The sequence below is a fragment of the Alloalcanivorax sp. genome, assembly GCF_964221125.1.
Taxonomy (GTDB): Bacteria; Pseudomonadota; Gammaproteobacteria; order Pseudomonadales; family Alcanivoracaceae; genus Alloalcanivorax; species Alloalcanivorax venustensis.
The window spans coordinates 1-17,737 of sequence record NZ_CAXPXK010000042.1; the positions used below are offsets into that span (position 1 = coordinate 1).

Sequence of the window (17,737 nt, forward strand, 5' to 3'; positions counted from 1 at the left end):
CGGCCGTTCTTGAGCACTTCGTAGTGCACGTGCGGGCCGGTGGAACGGCCGCTGGAGCCCATCTTGGCGATCACATCGCCGGTGCGCACGATATCACCGACCTTCACGTCCACGGTCTTGGCGTGGCCGTAGCGGGTGCTGATGCCGTTGCCGTGGTTGATCTCCACCAGCAGGCCGTAGCCGGAACGCTCGCCGGCGTAGGTGACCACGCCGGCGGCGGTGGCGACCACGTCGGAGCCGTCCTTGCCGGCGAAATCCACCCCTTCGTGCCACGCCACCTTGCCGGAGAACGGGTCGGTGCGGCGGCCGAAGCGGCTCGACATCCAGCCCTGGGTAATGGGACGCCCGGACAGGAAGGTCTGGTTTTCAAGATTGCGGTTGGCGAGCAGGTTCTCGAGGATGTTCAGCTGCTGTTCGCGGCGCTCCAGGGTCTCGGTGAGGCCGTCCAGCTCCTCGATGAACGAGGGCGGCGCGAAGGCGCTGCTGTCCTGGGGTTCGGGGCCGCCCATGGCCAGCTCGCCGCCGCCGAAGTCGAATTCGTCGCTTTCGATGCCGGCCACGTCCACCAGCCGCTCGCCGAGGGCGTCCAGGCGCACCAGGCGGGCCTGGGCGTCGGCCAGCTTGAGGGTCAGGGCACGGAATTGTTCTTCACTGAGCTGCTTGAGGTCCGCTACTTCATCGCTCTGCCGCTCCAGGGAGGATTGGAAGCGTTTGGCCACCTCCTCACTGTAGGACGGCGGCGCGACCCGGTAGCTGATCCAGTAGGCACCGACACCGGCGGCCATGGGAATCAGCACCAGCACCGCCAGCACCAGCGCGGGCAAAAACCGCGGTAAAGTAATGGTGCGGGAGTGGCCGCGCTTGCTGTTCAACAATATGATGTTCATCGTTGTATCGCGCCTGTCTCAATTCAGCTGTCGCAAGTAAAAACATACCCTGACCGGAGGCGAGACCGCCCGGCGGGGCAAAGGGTTCCTTTCTTCCGTGAATGAGGTGGCGAGCGCCTTCCCCGTGTGCTCTCGCCTGGCAAGCTTTATAATTTTTTACATTCGCAGGGTAGCCCAAGGAAAAGGTATGAGCAAGCCGTCCCTACCCAAGGAATTGCAGGGTCTGTTGCGCCAAAACAGCACCCTGGCGCCGCTGGCGAAAGCCGCCCGCGGCCACAAGGCGGCGGCCCCGAAAGGCCCGGCCGCCCCGCCCCAGGACTGTCTGCCGCCGGCGCTGCGCGACCGGGTGACGCTGGTGGAGGAAGAGAACCGCTGGCTGGCGATGGTGGAAACCAGCGCCACCGCCCAGCTGCTGCGCTTCCACCTGCCGCGCCTGGAGCGCAGCCTCGCGCCGGGCAAGAGCATCAAGATCCTGGTCACCGGCCGCCGGGCGGCGCCCGCCGCCACCGCCGACAAGCTGCGCGCCAATGAGCGGCCGCCGCTGGATGCGGGGAGTGCCGCGCATATTCGGCAGGCGGCGGATTGTGTCGATGACGACGAGCTGGCGAAAGCGTTGCGGCGATTAGCCGGGCGGGCGGAGAGTTAGCGTTAGAGAGGGCTCTGGGATCCTGCCGGCCGGCTTTGCCGGCCTTTCGCGGGCAAGGCCCGCTCGCACAAATAGCACTCCGTAGCCCGGTGGGAGCGGGCCCCGCCCGCGAAAGGGTGGCTCCAGCCACCCGGCAGGATTCCAGAGGTCCGAAACGAGAGCGCCCCGCCCGCGGGAGAACGGTCGGGGCGCACAGGGAGGCACGACACCGCGCGGGCACGCGGCGAGGTGTGTTCGGGACGGGCCGTTATTCGGCGGCCATCACCGGCTTCACATAGGAAATCGGTGCGTTTTCCGCGTCCTCGAAGGTCACCAGTTCCCAAGCGTCTTCCTGCTTGAGCAGCTCACGCAGGAGGGCGTTGTTGAGCGCGTGGCCGGACTTGTGACCCACGAACTCGCCGATCAGGCTGTGGCCGAGCTGGTACAGGTCACCGATGGCGTCGAGCATCTTGTGTTTGACGAACTCGTCGTCATAACGCAGGCCGTCCTCGTTGAGGATGCGGTACTCGTCCACCACGATGGCGTTGTCCACGCTGCCGCCCAGCGCCAGGTTCTGGCTGCGCAGGAACTCGATGTCGCGCATGAACCCGAAGGTCCGGGCCCGCGCCACTTCCTTCACGAACGACGTGGAGGAAAAGTCGATGCTGGCCACCTGGTTGCGCTCTTCGAACACCGGGTGATCGAATTCGATCGAGAACGTCACCTTGAAGCCATCGAACGGTTTGAAGGTGGCCACTTTGTCGTCCTCGCGGACGGTGACTTCCTTCTTGATGCGGATGAACTTCTTGGCGGCGTCCTGCTCCTTGATGCCCGCGGACTGCAGCAAGAACACGAAAGGACCGGCGCTGCCGTCCATGATCGGCACTTCCGGCGCCGACAACTCCACGTAGGCGTTGTCGATGCCCAGACCGGCCATGGCGGAAAGCAGGTGTTCCACGGTGCCCACTTTGACGCCGTCTTGAACCAGCGTGGTGGAGAGCGTGGTTTCACCGACTTTATCGGCGCCGGCGGGGATTTCCACCACCGGATCCAGGTCCACCCGGCGGAATACGATGCCGGCGTTCGCGGGCGCCGGGCGCACCGTCAGGTACACCTTTTCACCGGTGTGAAGACCCACGCCGGTGGCGCGAATCACATTTTTGAGAGTTCGTTGTCTGATCATCGATCCGTCACAAATCCGTCGGTATCCCGGAGGATACGGGTATCCTCAACGCGAAATAAGGGGGCGATGATAGCAAATCTCCCCTTTTCGCACCATATTTCCAACGCCGTCAGTCAGCCTGACGGCGCAGGAAGGTCGGGATATCGATAAAGTCCAGGTCTTCCGCGGTGTTCACGGCCTGGCGACCACCGCCACCCGCGGCCTGCTGCTGGGCGCGCTTGCGCTCCACCGCCGGACGATCCAGATCGTTATAGTCCACCCGGCCATCGGCGCCCATGGGGGTCTGACGCCCGCGCACCACTTTCAGTTCCTGGTGCTGGGCACCCAGACCGGTGGCCACCACGGTCACGGAAATATTATCGCCCATATCCGGGTCGATCGCCGTGCCGATGATCACGTTGGCGTCTTCGCTGGCCAGTTCGCTGACGATATCGCCCACTTCGGAGAACTCATCCAGGGCGATGGACTCGTTGGCGGTGATATTGATCAGGATGCCGCGCGCGCCGCGCAGGTCCACGTCTTCCAGCAGCGGGCTGGAAATCGCCGCCTGGGCCGCTTCCGCCGCCCGGTTTTCGCCGCTGGCGACGCCGGTGCCCATCATCGCGGTGCCCATCTCGCTCATCACGGTGCGCACGTCGGCGAAGTCGACGTTGATCATGCCGGGACGGACGATCAGGTCGGCGATGCCCTTCACCGCGCCCTGCAGCACTTCGTTGGCCGCCTTGAAGGCGTCCAGCAGGGTGGTGGAGCCGCCCAGCACGGACTGCAGCTTCTCGTTGGGGATGGTGATCAGCGAGTGCACGTGCTCCTTGAGCGCTTCGATCCCTTCCTGGGCGGAGCGCATGCGCTTCTTGCCCTCGAACGGGAACGGCTTGGTGACCACGGCCACGGTGAGGATGCCCAGCTCCTTGGCCACTTCGGCCACCACCGGTGCCGCGCCGGTGCCGGTGCCGCCGCCCATACCGGCGGTCACGAACACCATGTCGGCGCCTTCCAGCAGCTCGGCGATACGCTCACGGTCTTCCATGGCGGACTGCCGGCCGATGTCCGGGTTGGCGCCGGCGCCCAGGCCCTTGGTGACCTGGCTGCCGAGCTGAATCACGGTTTTCGCGGAGGAGTTGCGCAGCGCCTGGGCGTCCGTGTTGGCGCAGATGAAATCCACGCCTTCCACGTTGGAACGCACCATATGATCGACGGCGTTGCCACCGCCGCCACCGACGCCCACTACTTTGATCACCGCGCCATGGGGTACGGAATCTTCGAGTTTGAATTGCATGGTTGATCTCCCGTTAATGCTTCCCTGTTTACTGCTTTTCCCAAAACCGGCCGGACCATCCGACCGCTTCTGAAACCTTTAAAAATTGCCCTGGAACCACTTCTTGAAGCGTTCCATCCAGTTCACTTCGCCGCCGCCGGCCTGGGCACGGGGGCTGCGTCCTTCCTTCTCCATGCGCTGGCCGTACAGCAGCAGGCCCACGGAGGTGGAATAAATCGGGTTGCGCACCACATCGGTGAGCCCGGCCACGCCCTGCGGCGTGCCCAGGCGCACAGGCATGTGGAAAATTTCCTCGGCCAGTTCCGCCGCGCCTTCGATCTTGGAGGAGCCGCCGGTGAGCACGATGCCGCCGGGGATCATGTCCTCGAACCCGGAGCGGCGGATTTCCGCCTGGATCAGGGTGAACAGCTCGTCGTAGCGCGGCTCCACCACCTCGGCCAGGTTCTGGCGGCTGAGGGTGCGCGGCGGCCGGTCGCCGACGCTGGGCACCTTGATGGTTTCGTCGGCGCCGGCCAGCTGGGTCAGCGCGCAGGCGTACTTGATCTTGATCTCGTCGGCGTGCTGCTTGGGCGTGCGCAGCGCCATGGCGATGTCGTTGGTGACCTGGTCGCCGGCGATCGGAATGTTCGCGGTGTGGCGGATCGCCCCCTCGGTGAAGATGGCGATGTCGGTGGTGCCGCCGCCGATGTCGACGATGCACACACCCAGCTCGCGCTCGTCCTCGGTGAGCACCGAGTGCGCGCTGGCCAGCTGCTCGAGGATGATGTCCTCCACTTCCAGGCCGCAGCGGCGCACGCACTTCTCGATGTTCTGGGCGGCGTTCACCGCGCAGGTCACCAGGTGCACCTTGGCTTCCAGCCGCACGCCGCTCATGCCCACCGGCTCGCGCACGCCCTCCTGGTTGTCGACCACGTATTCCTGCGGCAGCACGTGCAGGGTCTTCTGATCGGCGGGAATCGCCACCGCCTGGGCGGCGTCGATCACCCGGTCGATGTCCGCCTGGGTCACTTCCCGGTCGCGGATCGCGACGATGCCGTGGGAGTTAAGGCTGCGCACATGGGAACCGGCGATGCCGGCGTAGACCGAATGGATCTGGCAGCCGGCCATCAGCTCCGCCTCTTCCACGGCACGCTGAATCGAGCGCACGGTGGCTTCGATGTCCACCACCACGCCCTTCTTCATGCCCCGCGAAGGCTGGGAGCCCAGACCCACTACCTCCACAACGCCTTCCTCGGTGATCTGGCCGACGATGGCCACGACCTTGGAGGTGCCGATGTCCAGGCCCACGATCATGTTGTCCACTGCATTCGCCATTAGAGGTACATCCTCTGTTTCTGCTTAAGCATTCTTGTCCGCTTCCGCGTCGCGCCAGGTCACCGCGATGCCATCGGCATAGCGCAAATCGACCCGCGCCACGCCACGGCTGTCGGTGCTCAGTACACCGCGATACAGGCGCGTGAAACGGCGTAACTTGCCCACGTAATTTTCCCGGTCCACCACCAGCTGCATTTGGTTGTCCAAAGTCAGCCGGGCGGTCAGACGGGCGTTCACTTCCATTCGTTCGATGCCCAGGCCCACGTCACGCAGCAGCTTGCCCATGCTGTGGTAGAAGCTCATCACTTCTTCCAGGCGCTGGTCGGGGCCGTTGAGGCGCGGCAGGCCGGCCAGATCGTATTGTTTGAGCGCCTTGAACGGCTCGCCGTCGCGGGCCACCAGCACCGCCTCGTTCCACACCGCCACCGGCTCGCGCTCGGTGACGTCCAGGCTCACCGTGTCCGGCCACTGGCGGCGCACGGACACCTCCGACACCCAGCTCAGGCTCCGGGCGCGCTGGTAGATCTGCTCCAGCGGCACGGAGAAATAGTTGGCGTCGCGCACCAGCGAGGCCAGCGCGGTCTGCACCTGCTGCTGGCGGCGCACATCGGTGACGCCGTCCACGCCCACCTGCCGGATCGGGTACTGGTCCAGCACCCGCGGCAGCCAGATCACGCCGGCCACCACGGTGATCGCCACCAGCCCGGCCAGCACCCCCGGCAACGCCGCCGCCAACCGCTCGCGGATCGGCACGGCGGGCGCCTGCCGTTTAGCGCGGTTCGCCTTGGGGGACGCGCCGCGTGTGCGGCGGGCGTCCGGTGTCTGGCGTCTGGCCTTAGCCACGGGGCTTGCTCCCTTTGCTCGCTTTGTTCGCCTTGCGCGGCGGAAACCGGTCCACCGCTTCCAACAGAATGCGTGCCACCAGAGTGGCGAAATCGTCGCCGTCGGCCTTGGCGGCCATCGGCACCAGGCTGTGATCGGTCATGCCCGGCACCGTGTTCACTTCCAGCAGCTGCCAGTCGCCGTGTTCGTCGCGCATCACGTCGACGCGGCCCCAGCCCTGGCAGCCCACCGCCTCGAACGCCTTCAGGGCGAGCGCGCGCAGGGCCTGCTCGTCGGCGTCGTCGAGGCCCGCCGGGCACAGGTACTCGGTGCTGTTGGACTGGTACTTGGCCTCGAAGTCATAGAACGCGTTGGGCGTCTTCAGGCGGATCGACGGCAGAGCGCGGCCATCGACGATCGCCACGGTGTACTCCGGGCCGCGCACCCAGGCTTCCACCAGCACGTCGCTGTCGTAGGCGCGGGCGTCTTCCAGGGCTTTGTTCAGTTCCGCCGCGCTGTCCACCTTGGCCATGCCGATGGAGGAGCCCTCGTGGGACGGCTTCACCATCAGCGGGAAGCCGATATCACGGTCGTCCAGGCCGGCCACGTAGAACGGCGGCGTGGGTAGGCCGGCGCCCTTCCACAGTTGTTTGGTGCGCACCTTGTCCATGCCGATGGCGGACGCCATCACGCCGGAGCCGGTGTACGGCAGTTTCAGATGCTCCAGCAGCCCCTGGATCACGCCGTCTTCGCCGCCCCGCCCGTGCAGGGCGATAAAGGCCACGTCGAAGCCTTTCAGGGTATCCACGCCGCGCTCCGCCGGGTCCACCAGCTCGGCGATCAGGCCCAGCTGACGCAGCGCCTGGTGCACCGCCGCGCCGCTCTTCAGGGACACGGAGCGCTCCGCGGAATCGCCGCCGGCCAGCACCGCCACCCGGCCGATGCGGGCCAGGCGCTGCTTCATTTCGCTGGTCAGCGCCATGCCGGGCGCCTTGCCGCTATCGACCATGGGCGCCTCCGTGGCCGTCGGTGGGTTCGATGCGCGCCGCCAGTTCGCGGGCGATACCGCCCACGTTGCCGGCGCCCTGGGTAACCAGCAGATCGCCGCCCTGCAGCACATTGGCGAGCAGTTCGGGCAGCTTGGCCGGGTCGTCCACGAACACCGGCTCCACCCGGGCGCGCTGGCGCAGGCTGCGCATCAGGGCGCGGGTGTCGGCGCCGGGGATGGCGTCTTCGCCGGCGCTGTAGACTTCCAGCATCAGCAGTTGATCGACACCGCCGAGCACGTCCACGAAATCTTCATAAAGATCGCGGGTGCGGGTGTAGCGGTGCGGCTGGAACAGCATCACCAGCCGGCGGCCGGGCCAGCCGTCGCGGATCGCCGCGATGGTGGCGGCCACTTCGCGGGGATGGTGGCCGTAGTCGTCCACCAGGGTGGCGCTGCCGCCGTCGGCGCAGGGGTACTCGCCGAGCACGTCGAAGCGGCGGCCGACCCCGGTGAAGCCGTTCAGGCCGCGCACGATGGCCTCGTCGTCGGCGCCTTCGTCGGCGGCCACGGCGATCGCCGCCAGGGCGTTCAGCACGTTATGGCGGCCCGGCATGTTGAGGGTGATCTCCAAGGGCTCGCCTTCGGTGCGCACCACCCGGAAGGCGGTGCTCATGCCGGTCTGGCGCACGTTCTCGGCGCGCAGGTCGGCGTCGTCGCTGAAGCCGTAGCGGATCACCTGGCGGTTGACCCGGGGCAGCAGTTTGCGCACCACCGGGTCGTCCACGCACAGCACCGCCACGCCGTAGAACGGCAGGTTGTGCAGGAACTCGATAAAGGTGTTTTCCAGCCGCGCGAAGTCACCGCCGTAGGTGTGCATGTGGTCGGCGTCGATATTGGTGACGATGGCGCTCATCGGCTGCAGGTGCAGGAAGCTGGCGTCGGACTCGTCCGCTTCGGCCACCAGATAGCGGCTCTGGCCGAGGCGCGCGTTGGTGCCGGCGCTGTTCAGGCGGCCGCCGATCACGAACGTGGGATCCAGCCCGGCTTCGCCGAGAATCGCCGCCACCATGGAGGTGGTGGTGGTCTTGCCGTGGGTGCCGGCCACGGCGATGCCGTGGCGGAAGCGCATCAGCTCGGCGAGCATTTCCGCGCGCGGCACCACCGGCACCCGGCGGGCGTGGGCTTCGGCCACTTCCAGGTTTTCGGTGTTGACCGCCGAGGAGGTCACCACCACGTCGGCGTCGCCGATGTTCTCGGCCCGGTGGCCGATTTCCACCCGCGCGCCCAGGGACCGCAGGTGGTCCACCACCGGCGATTCCTTGATGTCACTGCCACTGATGGCGTAGCCCTGGTTGGCCAGGACTTCGGCGATCCCGCACATGCCGGCGCCGCCGATACCCACGAAGTGGATACCGCGAATCCGCCGCATTTCAGGCACGGTATGTTTAATCGCCATGGGCGACCTCCTCGCATAGTTTCGCCACCCGGGCGGCACTGTCGGGCACCGCCAGCTGGCGGGCACGCCCGGCGATCTGCGCCAGGGCGTCCCGTTCCATCATTCCGGCCAGGCTGCGCGCCAGGGCGCCGGCGTTCATTTCCGCCTGCGGCAGCATCAGGGCGGCGCCGCGATCCACCAGCCAGCGGGCGTTCAGGGTCTGGTGGTCGTCCACCGCGCTGGGCAGCGGCACGAACAGCGCGGCCACCCCGGCGGCGGCCACTTCCGCCACGGTCAGGGCGCCGGCGCGGCACACCACCAGATCCGCCCAGGCGTAGGCCTCGGCCATGTCATCGATAAATTCACTGACCTGGGCGTCCAGGCCAAGGGCCTTGTAGACCGGCTCCGCTTCGCCGGTGCGGCCGGCGCCGCACTGGTGGCGCACCTGCAGATGGGCGCCCAGGGACGCCAGCAGCAGCTCCGGCAGGTCCTGGTTCAAGGCCAGCGCGCCCTGGCTGCCGCCCAGCACCAGAATGTGCAGCGGGCCCTGGCGCACGCCGTAGCGTTCCGCCGGGTCGGGCAGCTCGGCGATCTCGCGGCGCACCGGGTTGCCCACCCAGACACCGCCGGGCAGCGCGCCTTCGAAGCCTTCCAGGGTTTCGTTGGCGAAGCGCGACAGCATGCGGTTGGTGAGCCCGGGGGCGGCGTTCTGCTCGTGGATCACCAGCGGCACGCGGCAGAGTTTGGCGGCCAGGCCGCCGGGGGCGCTGACAAAGCCACCGAAGCCCACCGCCAGCACCGGGCGCTCACGGCGAATCACGGCGCAGGCCTGCCACATTGCGCGCAGCAGCTGCAGCGGCCCGAGCAGCTTGCGTTTGACGCCGCCGCCGCGCAGGCGCCCGACGGCCAGGCTGACGATCTCAAAGCCGTGGCGCTCCACCAGCCGGGTTTCCATGCCGCCTTCGGCGCCCAGCCACAGCACCCGGTAGCCGGCGTCCTGCAGTTGCCGGGCCACCGCCAGGGCGGGGAACACGTGGCCGCCGGTGCCGCCGGCCATGATCAATACCGTGGCGCTCATCGTTTGCTCCTCCCGCGTGCCTGCAGCCGCGATTGCTCGGTGCTGGCGCGCAGTACCAGCGCGATCATCACCGAACAGATCAGCAGCGAGGAGCCGCCGTAACTTACGAACGGCAGCGTCAGTCCCTTGGTGGGCAACACACCCATGTTCACACCCACATTGATGAACGCCTGGGCGCACAGCACCAGCGCGGTGCCGTACACCAGATAGGCGTGGTACAGAAAGCCGCGCTGCTCCAGGCCGCGGCCGATCACGAACAGACGCCAGCCGAGCACCGCGAAGCCGACGATCATCGCCAGGGTGCCGATCAGGCCCCACTCCTCGGCGAGCACCGCGAACACGAAATCGGTATGCGCTTCGGGCAGGTAGAACAGCTTCTGCACGCTGTTGCCCAGGCCCACGCCCAGCCAGTGGCCGCGCCCGAAGGCGATCAGGCTCTGGGTAAGCTGGTAGCCGGCGCCGTACTGGTCCGCCCAGGGGTCGGTGAAGCTCATCAGGCGCGCCACCCGGTAGGGCTCCGCCAGCGCCACCACGGCGCCCAGGGCCACCACGGCGAGGCCGATGATCAGGAAGCGCAGGGTCGGCACGCCGGCCAGGAACAGCATGCCCATGGCGGCGATGCCCAACACCACCACGGCGCCGAAGTCCGGCTGCAGCAGCAGCATGAAGGTGAGCGCGGCGAGCACGCCCAGCGGCAGCAGGAAGGCCTTCCAGCCGCTTTCCAGGGCCGCCTTGTGCTGGGCGATGTAGCCGGCCAGGTAGAGCACGAAGCACAGCTTGACGATTTCCGAGGCCTGGATGGTCAGGCCCGGCAGCGCGATCCAGCGGGTGGAGCCGTTCACTTCCCGGCCGAGGCCGGGGATGAACACCATCACCAGCGCCACCAGCGCCACCGGCAGCATGGCGAAGCGCAGCTTTTCCAGCAGGGTGAGCGGCACGCAGCAGTACACGAACACGCCCAGGCCGACGCTGGCGAGCAGGTAGATGCCGTGGCGCAGGCCGTAGTGGAAGGGGCTGTCCAGGCGGGTTTCGGCGATCTGCAGCGACGCGGAGGTGACGATCACCAGCCCGGCCAGGGCCAGCAGCGCCACGATCCACAGCAGCGGGCGGTCGAGGCCCGGATCGCGTACGTCCACCAGGGCGCTAGCCATGGGCCACCTCCCGGGCGCGGGCGGAGAAGTCGTCGCCACGGGCCACGTAGCTGTCGTACATGTCGAACGAGGCGCACGCCGGCGACAGCAGCACGGCGTCGCCGGGCTGGGCCAGTTGCGCGGCGCGCTTGACCGCCGCCGCCATGTCCGCGACCCGTTCGCAGGGCACGCCGGACAGGCCGTCGGCCACTTTGTCCGCGTCCTGGCCGAGCACCAGGGCGGCGCGCAGATACTGGCGCGCCGGCTCGCCCAGCGGCGAGAAGTCCTGGCCCTTACCCTGGCCGCCGGCGATCAGGATCACGCGGCCTTCGATGGCTTCACCGATACCGGTGAGCGCCGCCAGCGTGGCGCCCACGTTGGTGGCCTTGGAATCGTTGATCCAGCGGATGCGGGCGTCCTCCGCCACCAGCTGGCAGCGGTGCGGCAGGCCCTTGAACCGTTTCACCGTGGCCAGGGTGGTGGCGCGGTCGAAGCCCAGGGCGTCGGCCATGGCCAGCACCGCCAGCACGTTCATGGCGTTGTGGTGGCCGGTGAGCGCCAGCTCGTCCACGTGCAGCAGGGTCTCGCCCTGGTGGCAGAGCATCTGCTTGTCGGTATCCAGCTGGTAGTGCGCTTCCGGGTGGCTGCCGAAGGTGATTTCCCGGGGCACCTGGGTCTGCGGACGGGTGGCCAGATCGTCGCGGTTCCACACCGCCACCTGGCAGCCGTCGTAGATGCGCTGCTTGGCGGCCAGGTAGTCGCTGAACTTGCCGTAGCGGTCCAGGTGGTCCTGGGACAGATTGAGAATCGAAGCGACCTGGGCGTTGAGGCTGTAGGTGGTTTCCAGCTGGAAGCTGGACAGCTCCAGCACGTACAGCTCCGCTTCCTCGCGCAGCAGATCCAGCGCCGGCACGCCCAGGTTGCCGCCCACGCCCGGCTTGGCGTCGCAGGCGCGCGCCACTTCGCCGAGCAGGGTGACCACGGTGCTCTTGGCGTTGGAACCGGTGATGCCCACCAGCGGGCGGCTGGCGGCGCGGGCGAACAGCTCGATGTCGCCGATCACTTCCTTGCCCTCGGCGATCTGCTCGGCGATGGCCGGGGTCGACACGGCCACGCCGGGGCTGACGATAAGGCGCTGGGCCCGCTTCATCCACGACGCCTTGAAGCCGCCGGTGTGAATCTTGAGCTTGGGATGCTGCTGACGCAGTTCGTCCAGACCCGCGGGCGCTTCGCGGGTATCCAGGGCGCGCACCGGCATACCCTGATCCGCCAGGTAGCGGATCACGGAGCGGCCGGAAACACCCAGGCCAATAACCAGATCGAACGCGTCTTTCGCCATTATTTACGCATCCCTCAGCGAATCTTCAGGGTCGCGAGACCCACCAGTACGAGAATTACGGTAATGATCCAGAACCGCACGATGATCTTCGGTTCCGGCCAGCCCTTGAGTTCGAAGTGGTGATGGATCGGCGCCATGCGGAAAATGCGCCGGCCGGTGAGTTTGAACGAAGCCACCTGCAGCATCACCGACACCGTCTCCATGACGAACACACCGCCCATGATGAACAGCACGATTTCCTGGCGGACGATCACCGCCATCACGCCGAGCACCGCGCCCAGCGCCAGCGCGCCCACGTCGCCCATGAACACCTGCGCCGGGTAGGCGTTGAACCACAAAAAGCCCAGCCCGGCGCCGCACAGACCGGCGACGATCACCACCAGCTCGCCGGCGCCGGCGATGTAGGGAATCTGCAGATAGGTGGCGAACTCCGCGTGGCCGCTGGCGTAGGCGAAGATGCCCAGCGCCGCCGCCACCAGCACGGTGGGCATGATCGCCAGGCCGTCCAGGCCGTCGGTCAGGTTGACCGCGTTGGAGGTGCCGTTGATCACGAAATAGGTCAGCACCACATAGAACCAGCCCATGTTGATCGCCACGGTCTTGAAGAACGGCACGATCAGTTGCGTTTCCTGCGGGCTCTGCGCGGTCCAGAACAGGGCCAGGCCGGCGCCGAGCGCGCCCACGGACTGCCAGAAATATTTCCAGCGCGCCGGCAGGCCGCGCGGGTTCTTTTCGATCACTTTGCGCCAGTCGTCGACCCAGCCCACGGCGCCGAACACCACCAGCACGCCCAGGGTGATCCACACGAAGCGGTTGCTGAGATCCGCCCACAGCAGGGTGGAAATGGCGATCGAGATCAGAATCAGGCCGCCGCCCATGGTCGGGGTGCCGGCCTTGCTGAGATGGCTCTTGGGCCCGTCATCGCGGATCGCCTGACCGACCTGCTTTTCCTGCAGCTTGCGGATCATGATCGGACCGATCCAGAACGCCAGGAACAGCGCCGTCAGCACCGCCAGAATGGCGCGCAAGGTAATGTATTGAACCACCAGGAAACCGGTATAGAACTCGCCCAGTTGTTCCGCCAGCCAAAGCAACATCAGTGCCCCCTCCCCTTATCGGTAAGCCGTTGCACCACTTGCTCCATGCGGGCACTGCGCGACCCCTTGACCAATACCGTGCCGCCCTGGGCCAGCGTTCCCGCTGCGCGCTCGGCGGCCTGGTCGAAATGTTCCACCGGCTCGGCGCCGTCACCGAAGCCGCGGGCGGCCGCTTCGGCGCCGGGCAGGGTGATCAGCGTGTCGATGCCGGCGGCCCGGGCGTTGGCGCCCAATTCAGTCACCAGCGTCTCGGCGCTGGGGCCCAGTTCCCCCATGGCGCCCAGCACCAGAGTGCGCGGTGACGGCCGCCCGGCCAGCCAGGCGATGGCCGCCCGTACCGAGCCGGGGTTGGCGTTATAGGTGTCGTCCACCAGGATGCCGCCCTGGCAGTCGATCACGTTCATGCGTCCCGGGACCGGCTTGAGCTGTTCCAGGCGCGGCGCCCGTTCCGCCAGGTCGACGCCCAGCGCCTGCACCGCGCCCAGCGCCATCAGCGCGTTGCTGATCTGATGGGCACCCACCAGCGGCAGGCGCAGGGTCAGGCCCAGGGGCTGCAGCACGAAGTCGCAGCCGTGGTCGTCCAGGCGCACCGCGTCGGCGTGCAGGTCGCCCTGCTCACGGCCCACGGTGACGATGTTCAAACCGGCGGCGCGGGCCTGGTCGGTGAAGAAGGCCGCGTAGTTGTCGTCGCCGTTGATCACGGCGGTGGCCCCGGCGGCGCAGCCGGTGAAGATTTCCGCCTTGGCGCGGGCGATGCCGTCCATGGAACCGAAGCCTTCCAGGTGGGCGCCGGTGACGTTGGTGATCAGCGCCACGTCGGGCTTCACCAGGCCGCTGGTCCAGGCGATTTCGCCGGGGGCGTTGGCGCCCAGCTCGATCACCGCCTGGCGGTGCTCGGCGTTCAGACGCAGCAGCGTGAGCGGCACGCCGATGTCGTTGTTGAGGTTGCCGTGGGTGGCCAGGGTGCCCTCGCCCAGCAGGATGGCGATCATTTCTTTAACGGTGGTCTTGCCGGCGTTGCCGGTGACCGCCACGCGCGGCACCGGGAACTGGGCGGCGTAGCCGGCGGCCAGGCGGCCCAGACCCTGGCGGGTATCGGCCACGCGCACGTCCGCGTCGAACACGCTGGTGTCACTGCCCTCTTCCACCAGGGCCGCCACCGCGCCGGCGTCCCGGGCCTGGGCCAGGAAGGCGTGGCCGTCAAAACGCTCGCCGCGCAGCGCCACGAACAGGCTGTCCGGGCCCAGCGTGCGGGTGTCGGTGCTGACCGCGCTCAGGGTGCGGTCTTCGCCGCGCATCTCGCCGGCGGTCCAGTCACGGATCTGGGACAGGCGCATCATGCGATCCCCCCTGCCGGGGCGGCCGGCGCCTGCCACGCGGCCAGGGCCTCGCGGGCCAGGTCGCGGTCGTCCATGGGGTGGCGCTCACCGGCCACCTCCTGATAGTCCTCATGGCCTTTGCCGGCCACCAGCACCACATCGTCGGCGCCGGCCTGGGACACCGCCAGCGCCACGGCGCGGCGGCGGTCGGTTTCCACCTGCACGGCGCCGGGGCGGTCGAGACCGGCGCGCATCTGTTCAATGATCGCGTCCGGGTTCTCGCCGCGCGGGTTGTCGCTGGTGAACAGCACCCGGTCGGCGCCGCGCTCGGCGGCGGCGGCCATCAGCGGGCGTTTGCCGGTGTCCCGGTCGCCGCCGCAGCCGACCACGCAGTGCAGACGGCCGGGGAAGTGCTCGCGGGCCGCCGCCAGGGCTTTTTCCAGGCCGTCCGGGGTGTGCGCGTAATCGACGATGACGGTGGGTTTGCCCGCTTCGCGGATCGGCTCCATGCGGCCCGGCACCGGGGTAATGGCGGCGAGGGCGTCCGCCAGCGCGCGGGGCTCGACGCCGCTGCCGTGCAACGCCCCGGCCACCGCCATCACATTGCTGAGGTTAAAGGCGCCGAACAGCGGCAGGGTCACGTTCAGGGCTTCGCCGCCCACGGTGAGCCGCAGGTCCATGCCGTCCGGGTGCGGCTGCCAGGCCACGCAGCGCACGGTGGCGCCGGCCTGGGCGCCGTAGGTGATGCAGCGCACGCCGTCGTTGAGCCGGCCGAGCAGCACCGGGGCGGCGTCGTCGTCGCTGTTGATCACCGCTTCCTGGAGCTCCGGGCGGGTGAACAGCGCCACCTTGGCGAGCAGATAGGCGTCCATGTCGCCGTGGTAGTCCAGGTGATCGCGGCTCAGGTTGCTGAACACCGCGATGCGCACCGGGGTGCTGCCCAGGCGGTGCTGGTCGAGGGCGTGGGACGACACTTCCATGGCGACGCTGTCGGCGCCGGCGTCGCACAGGTCGAGCAGCGCTTTCTGCAGGGTAATCGGGTCCGGCGTGGTGTGGCCGGTGCTGTCCTCCTGGCCCTTGAGGCCGACGCCCAGGGTGCCGATCAGCCCGCAGGCGTGGCCCAGGGCGTTGAGCGCGTCACGCAGGAACCAGGTGATGCTGGTTTTGCCGTTGGTGCCGGTGACGCCGATCACCTTCAGGCGGCGTCCGGGCTCGCCGAAGTAGCGCGCCGCCAGCACGCCGACCTGGCGGCGCAGTTCCGGCACGGTGATGCGCACCGCGCCGTCGTGCGGATGCACGGCGAAGGCGTCGCCCTCTTCCACCACCACGGTGGCGCCGGCGCGGACCGCCGCGTCGATGAACTGGCGGCCGTCCGCGTTGTGGCCGGGCACCGCCAGGAACAGGTCACCGGGGGTCACCGCGCGGCTATCCAGGCGCAGCGCCTTGATGGTCAGGTCGCGCAGCCGTTCCGGCAGCGGCTGGTCGGGGAGCAGATGCCGCAGTGCGATCATGTGGCGTCCTCCCCGTCCAGTTTGCCGGCGATCAGGCCGTCGGTCTTGTCCGGCGGCACGTGCAGGGTGCGAAGAACGCCGCCGACGATGGCGGAGAACACCGGCGCGGCCACCAGGCCGCCGTAATAGGATTCGCCGCGCGGGTCGTCGATCACCACCACCGCGGCCACCCGCGGGTTGGAGGCCGGGGCGATGCCGGCGAACAGGCCGATGTAGCGGTCGTCGGCGTAGCCGTTGGCGGTGACCTTGTGCACGGTGCCGGTTTTGCCGGCCACCTGGTAACCGGAAATCTGCGCGCGGCTGGCGGTGCCCTCGATGCTGACCACGGTTTCCAGCATGCGCACGATGGACTGGGCGCTGGCCGGCGCGATCACCTGCTCGCCCTCGGGCGGCTGGTCCACCTTGAGCAGGGATAGCGGCACCCGGCGGCCGTCGTTGGCGAGGATCGCGTAGGCCTGGGCCAACTGCAGCGCGGTGGTGCTGACGCCGTAGCCGTAGGACAGCGCGGCGCGCTCCACGTCCCGCCAGCGGGCGCGCAGCGGCAGCATGCCGTCGCTCTCGCCGGGGTAGTCGATGCCGGTGCGCTGGCCGAAGCCGAAGCGCTCCAGGTAGCCGGGCAGCACCATGGCATCCATGGACAGCGCCAGCTTGCTGACGCCCACGTTGGAGCTCTTGGTGAGCACGGTGGTGACGTCGATGACGCCGTAATCGCGGTGGTCACGGATGGTCTTGCTGCCCACGCGCAGATAGCCGGGGTGGGTGTTGATCGCCGTGGTGGGCGTGACCAGGCCCTGCTCCATGGCGGCGGCGACGGTGAACGGCTTGATCGTGGAGCCCGGCTCGAACAGGTCGGTGACCGCCCGGTTGCGCAGGCTGGCGGTGTCCAGGTTGCCCCGGTTGTTGGGGTTGTAGGCGGGCTGGTTGACCATCGCCAGCACTTCGCCGGTCTTGATGTCGAGCACCACGGCGGAGCCGCCCCGGGCCTTGAAGCGGCGGGTGGCGGACAGCAGTTCTTTGTAGGCCAGGTACTGCAGGCGCAGGTCCAGGCTCAGGGTGATGTCCTGGCCGGGCGCCGCCGGTTCCAGCACTTCGATGTCCTGGATCACGCGGCCGAGCAGGTCGCGGACCACTTTCTTGCGGCCCGGCTCGCCGGACAGGCGCTCTTCGAAGGCCAGCTCCACGCCTTCCTGGCCGCGCTCGTCGATGTCGGTGAAGCCGACCAGATGGCTGGTCACTTCGCCGGCCGGGTAGTAACGGCGGTACTCGGTGAGCGGGTGGATGCCGGGCACCTGTTTGGCGAGCACCGTCTGCGCCTGTTCCGGCGCCAGGCCGCGGGCCAGGTAGATGAATTCCTTGCCCTTGTGGCTATTAACCCGGCTGGCGAAGGCGCGGCTGTCGATAATCGGGTTGTTGCCCAGGCGCGCCCACTGCTCCTGGTGCTCCAGGGCTTCGCCGGGGTTGGCCCACAGGGTGGTGACCGGGGTGCTCACCGCCAGCGGCCGACCGGCGCGGTCCTGAATCACGCCACGGTGGGCCGCCACCGGCTCCACGCGCAGGTTGCGAATGTCGCCCTGGTTGGCCAGGAAGTCGTGCTGTACCACCTGCAACTGCACCGCGCGCCCCACCAGAACACAGGCACAGCCGGCCCAGAACACCAGCATGAAACGCCAGCGCAGGGAGCTGTTGGCCTGGCGCGCCGCCGCCTTAGTGGCGGTTTTGCGCGTTGCCTTGGG

15 protein-coding genes are annotated in these 17,737 nt (G+C 68.1%); 1 reads left to right on the forward strand and 14 read right to left on the reverse strand.

Translation table 11 applies throughout. The features are described 5' to 3' along the window. The coding region (locus ACEQZD_RS05580) for a peptidoglycan DD-metalloendopeptidase family protein (RefSeq protein ID WP_370184487.1) at nucleotides 1–887 on the reverse strand (887 nt) is incomplete at its 3' end. A 187-nt stretch (nucleotides 888–1,074) separates the two neighbouring features. Between ACEQZD_RS05580 and ACEQZD_RS05585 the strand changes: the two genes are divergently transcribed. Continuing rightward, nucleotides 1,075–1,533: a hypothetical protein gene (locus tag ACEQZD_RS05585; RefSeq protein WP_194855101.1), complete on the forward strand. Its 459-nt coding sequence runs from the start codon at nucleotides 1,075–1,077 to the stop codon at nucleotides 1,531–1,533. 247 nt (nucleotides 1,534–1,780) lie between these two features. Here the strand turns inward: ACEQZD_RS05585 and lpxC are convergent, their stop codons facing one another. The 13 genes from lpxC to ACEQZD_RS05650 form a co-directional block, all read right to left on the reverse strand. Further along, on the reverse strand, nucleotides 1,781–2,695 hold the full coding sequence (lpxC, locus tag ACEQZD_RS05590; protein ID WP_142948046.1) for a UDP-3-O-acyl-N-acetylglucosamine deacetylase: 915 nt from the start codon (nucleotides 2,693–2,695) through the stop codon (nucleotides 1,781–1,783). 109 nt (nucleotides 2,696–2,804) lie between these two features. Then, a complete protein-coding gene (gene ftsZ, locus ACEQZD_RS05595; RefSeq protein WP_067607881.1) occupies nucleotides 2,805–3,971 on the reverse strand; it encodes a cell division protein FtsZ in 1,167 nt (388 codons plus the stop codon). A 78-nt stretch (nucleotides 3,972–4,049) separates the two neighbouring features. After that, complete coding sequence (gene ftsA, locus ACEQZD_RS05600; RefSeq protein ID WP_194855100.1) at nucleotides 4,050–5,285, reverse strand: cell division protein FtsA; 1,236 nt, start codon at nucleotides 5,283–5,285, stop codon at nucleotides 4,050–4,052. 24 nt (nucleotides 5,286–5,309) lie between these two features. Next, nucleotides 5,310–6,128 carry a cell division protein FtsQ/DivIB gene (locus ACEQZD_RS05605; RefSeq protein ID WP_370184492.1) on the reverse strand — a complete coding sequence of 273 codons (819 nt, stop codon included), beginning with the start codon at nucleotides 6,126–6,128 and terminating at the stop codon, nucleotides 5,310–5,312. Beyond that, nucleotides 6,121–7,089: a D-alanine--D-alanine ligase gene (locus ACEQZD_RS05610; RefSeq protein WP_194855125.1), complete on the reverse strand. Its 969-nt coding sequence runs from the start codon at nucleotides 7,087–7,089 to the stop codon at nucleotides 6,121–6,123. Before ACEQZD_RS05610 ends, ACEQZD_RS05605 begins: the two co-directional genes overlap by 8 nt. 16 nt (nucleotides 7,090–7,105) lie before the next feature. Further along, nucleotides 7,106–8,551 carry a UDP-N-acetylmuramate--L-alanine ligase gene (gene murC / locus ACEQZD_RS05615; protein ID WP_194855099.1) on the reverse strand — a complete coding sequence of 482 codons (1,446 nt, stop codon included), beginning with the start codon at nucleotides 8,549–8,551 and terminating at the stop codon, nucleotides 7,106–7,108. Next, nucleotides 8,541–9,608 carry an undecaprenyldiphospho-muramoylpentapeptide beta-N-acetylglucosaminyltransferase gene (gene murG / locus ACEQZD_RS05620; RefSeq protein ID WP_370184495.1) on the reverse strand — a complete coding sequence of 356 codons (1,068 nt, stop codon included), beginning with the start codon at nucleotides 9,606–9,608 and terminating at the stop codon, nucleotides 8,541–8,543. The genes murC and murG overlap by 11 nt, the downstream gene beginning before the upstream one ends. Next, entirely contained in the window at nucleotides 9,605–10,759 is a 1,155-nt protein-coding gene (gene ftsW / locus ACEQZD_RS05625) for a putative lipid II flippase FtsW (protein ID WP_335629064.1), read from the reverse strand. The genes murG and ftsW overlap by 4 nt, the downstream gene beginning before the upstream one ends. Continuing rightward, nucleotides 10,752–12,077 carry a UDP-N-acetylmuramoyl-L-alanine--D-glutamate ligase gene (gene murD, locus ACEQZD_RS05630; protein WP_370184497.1) on the reverse strand — a complete coding sequence of 442 codons (1,326 nt, stop codon included), beginning with the start codon at nucleotides 12,075–12,077 and terminating at the stop codon, nucleotides 10,752–10,754. Before murD ends, ftsW begins: the two co-directional genes overlap by 8 nt. A 14-nt stretch (nucleotides 12,078–12,091) precedes the next feature. Next, a complete protein-coding gene (gene mraY, locus ACEQZD_RS05635) occupies nucleotides 12,092–13,174 on the reverse strand; it encodes a phospho-N-acetylmuramoyl-pentapeptide-transferase (protein WP_370184499.1) in 1,083 nt (360 codons plus the stop codon). Then, complete coding sequence (gene murF / locus ACEQZD_RS05640) at nucleotides 13,174–14,514, reverse strand: UDP-N-acetylmuramoyl-tripeptide--D-alanyl-D-alanine ligase (RefSeq protein ID WP_370184501.1); 1,341 nt, start codon at nucleotides 14,512–14,514, stop codon at nucleotides 13,174–13,176. Before murF ends, mraY begins: the two co-directional genes overlap by 1 nt. Further along, nucleotides 14,511–16,004 (reverse strand): UDP-N-acetylmuramoyl-L-alanyl-D-glutamate--2,6-diaminopimelate ligase, encoded by a 1,494-nt coding sequence (locus ACEQZD_RS05645; protein WP_370184504.1) that lies wholly within the window; start codon nucleotides 16,002–16,004, stop codon nucleotides 14,511–14,513. Before ACEQZD_RS05645 ends, murF begins: the two co-directional genes overlap by 4 nt. Continuing rightward, nucleotides 16,001–17,665 carry a peptidoglycan D,D-transpeptidase FtsI family protein gene (locus ACEQZD_RS05650; protein ID WP_370184523.1) on the reverse strand — a complete coding sequence of 555 codons (1,665 nt, stop codon included), beginning with the start codon at nucleotides 17,663–17,665 and terminating at the stop codon, nucleotides 16,001–16,003. The genes ACEQZD_RS05645 and ACEQZD_RS05650 overlap by 4 nt, the downstream gene beginning before the upstream one ends. Nucleotides 17,666–17,737 lie beyond the last annotated feature (72 nt).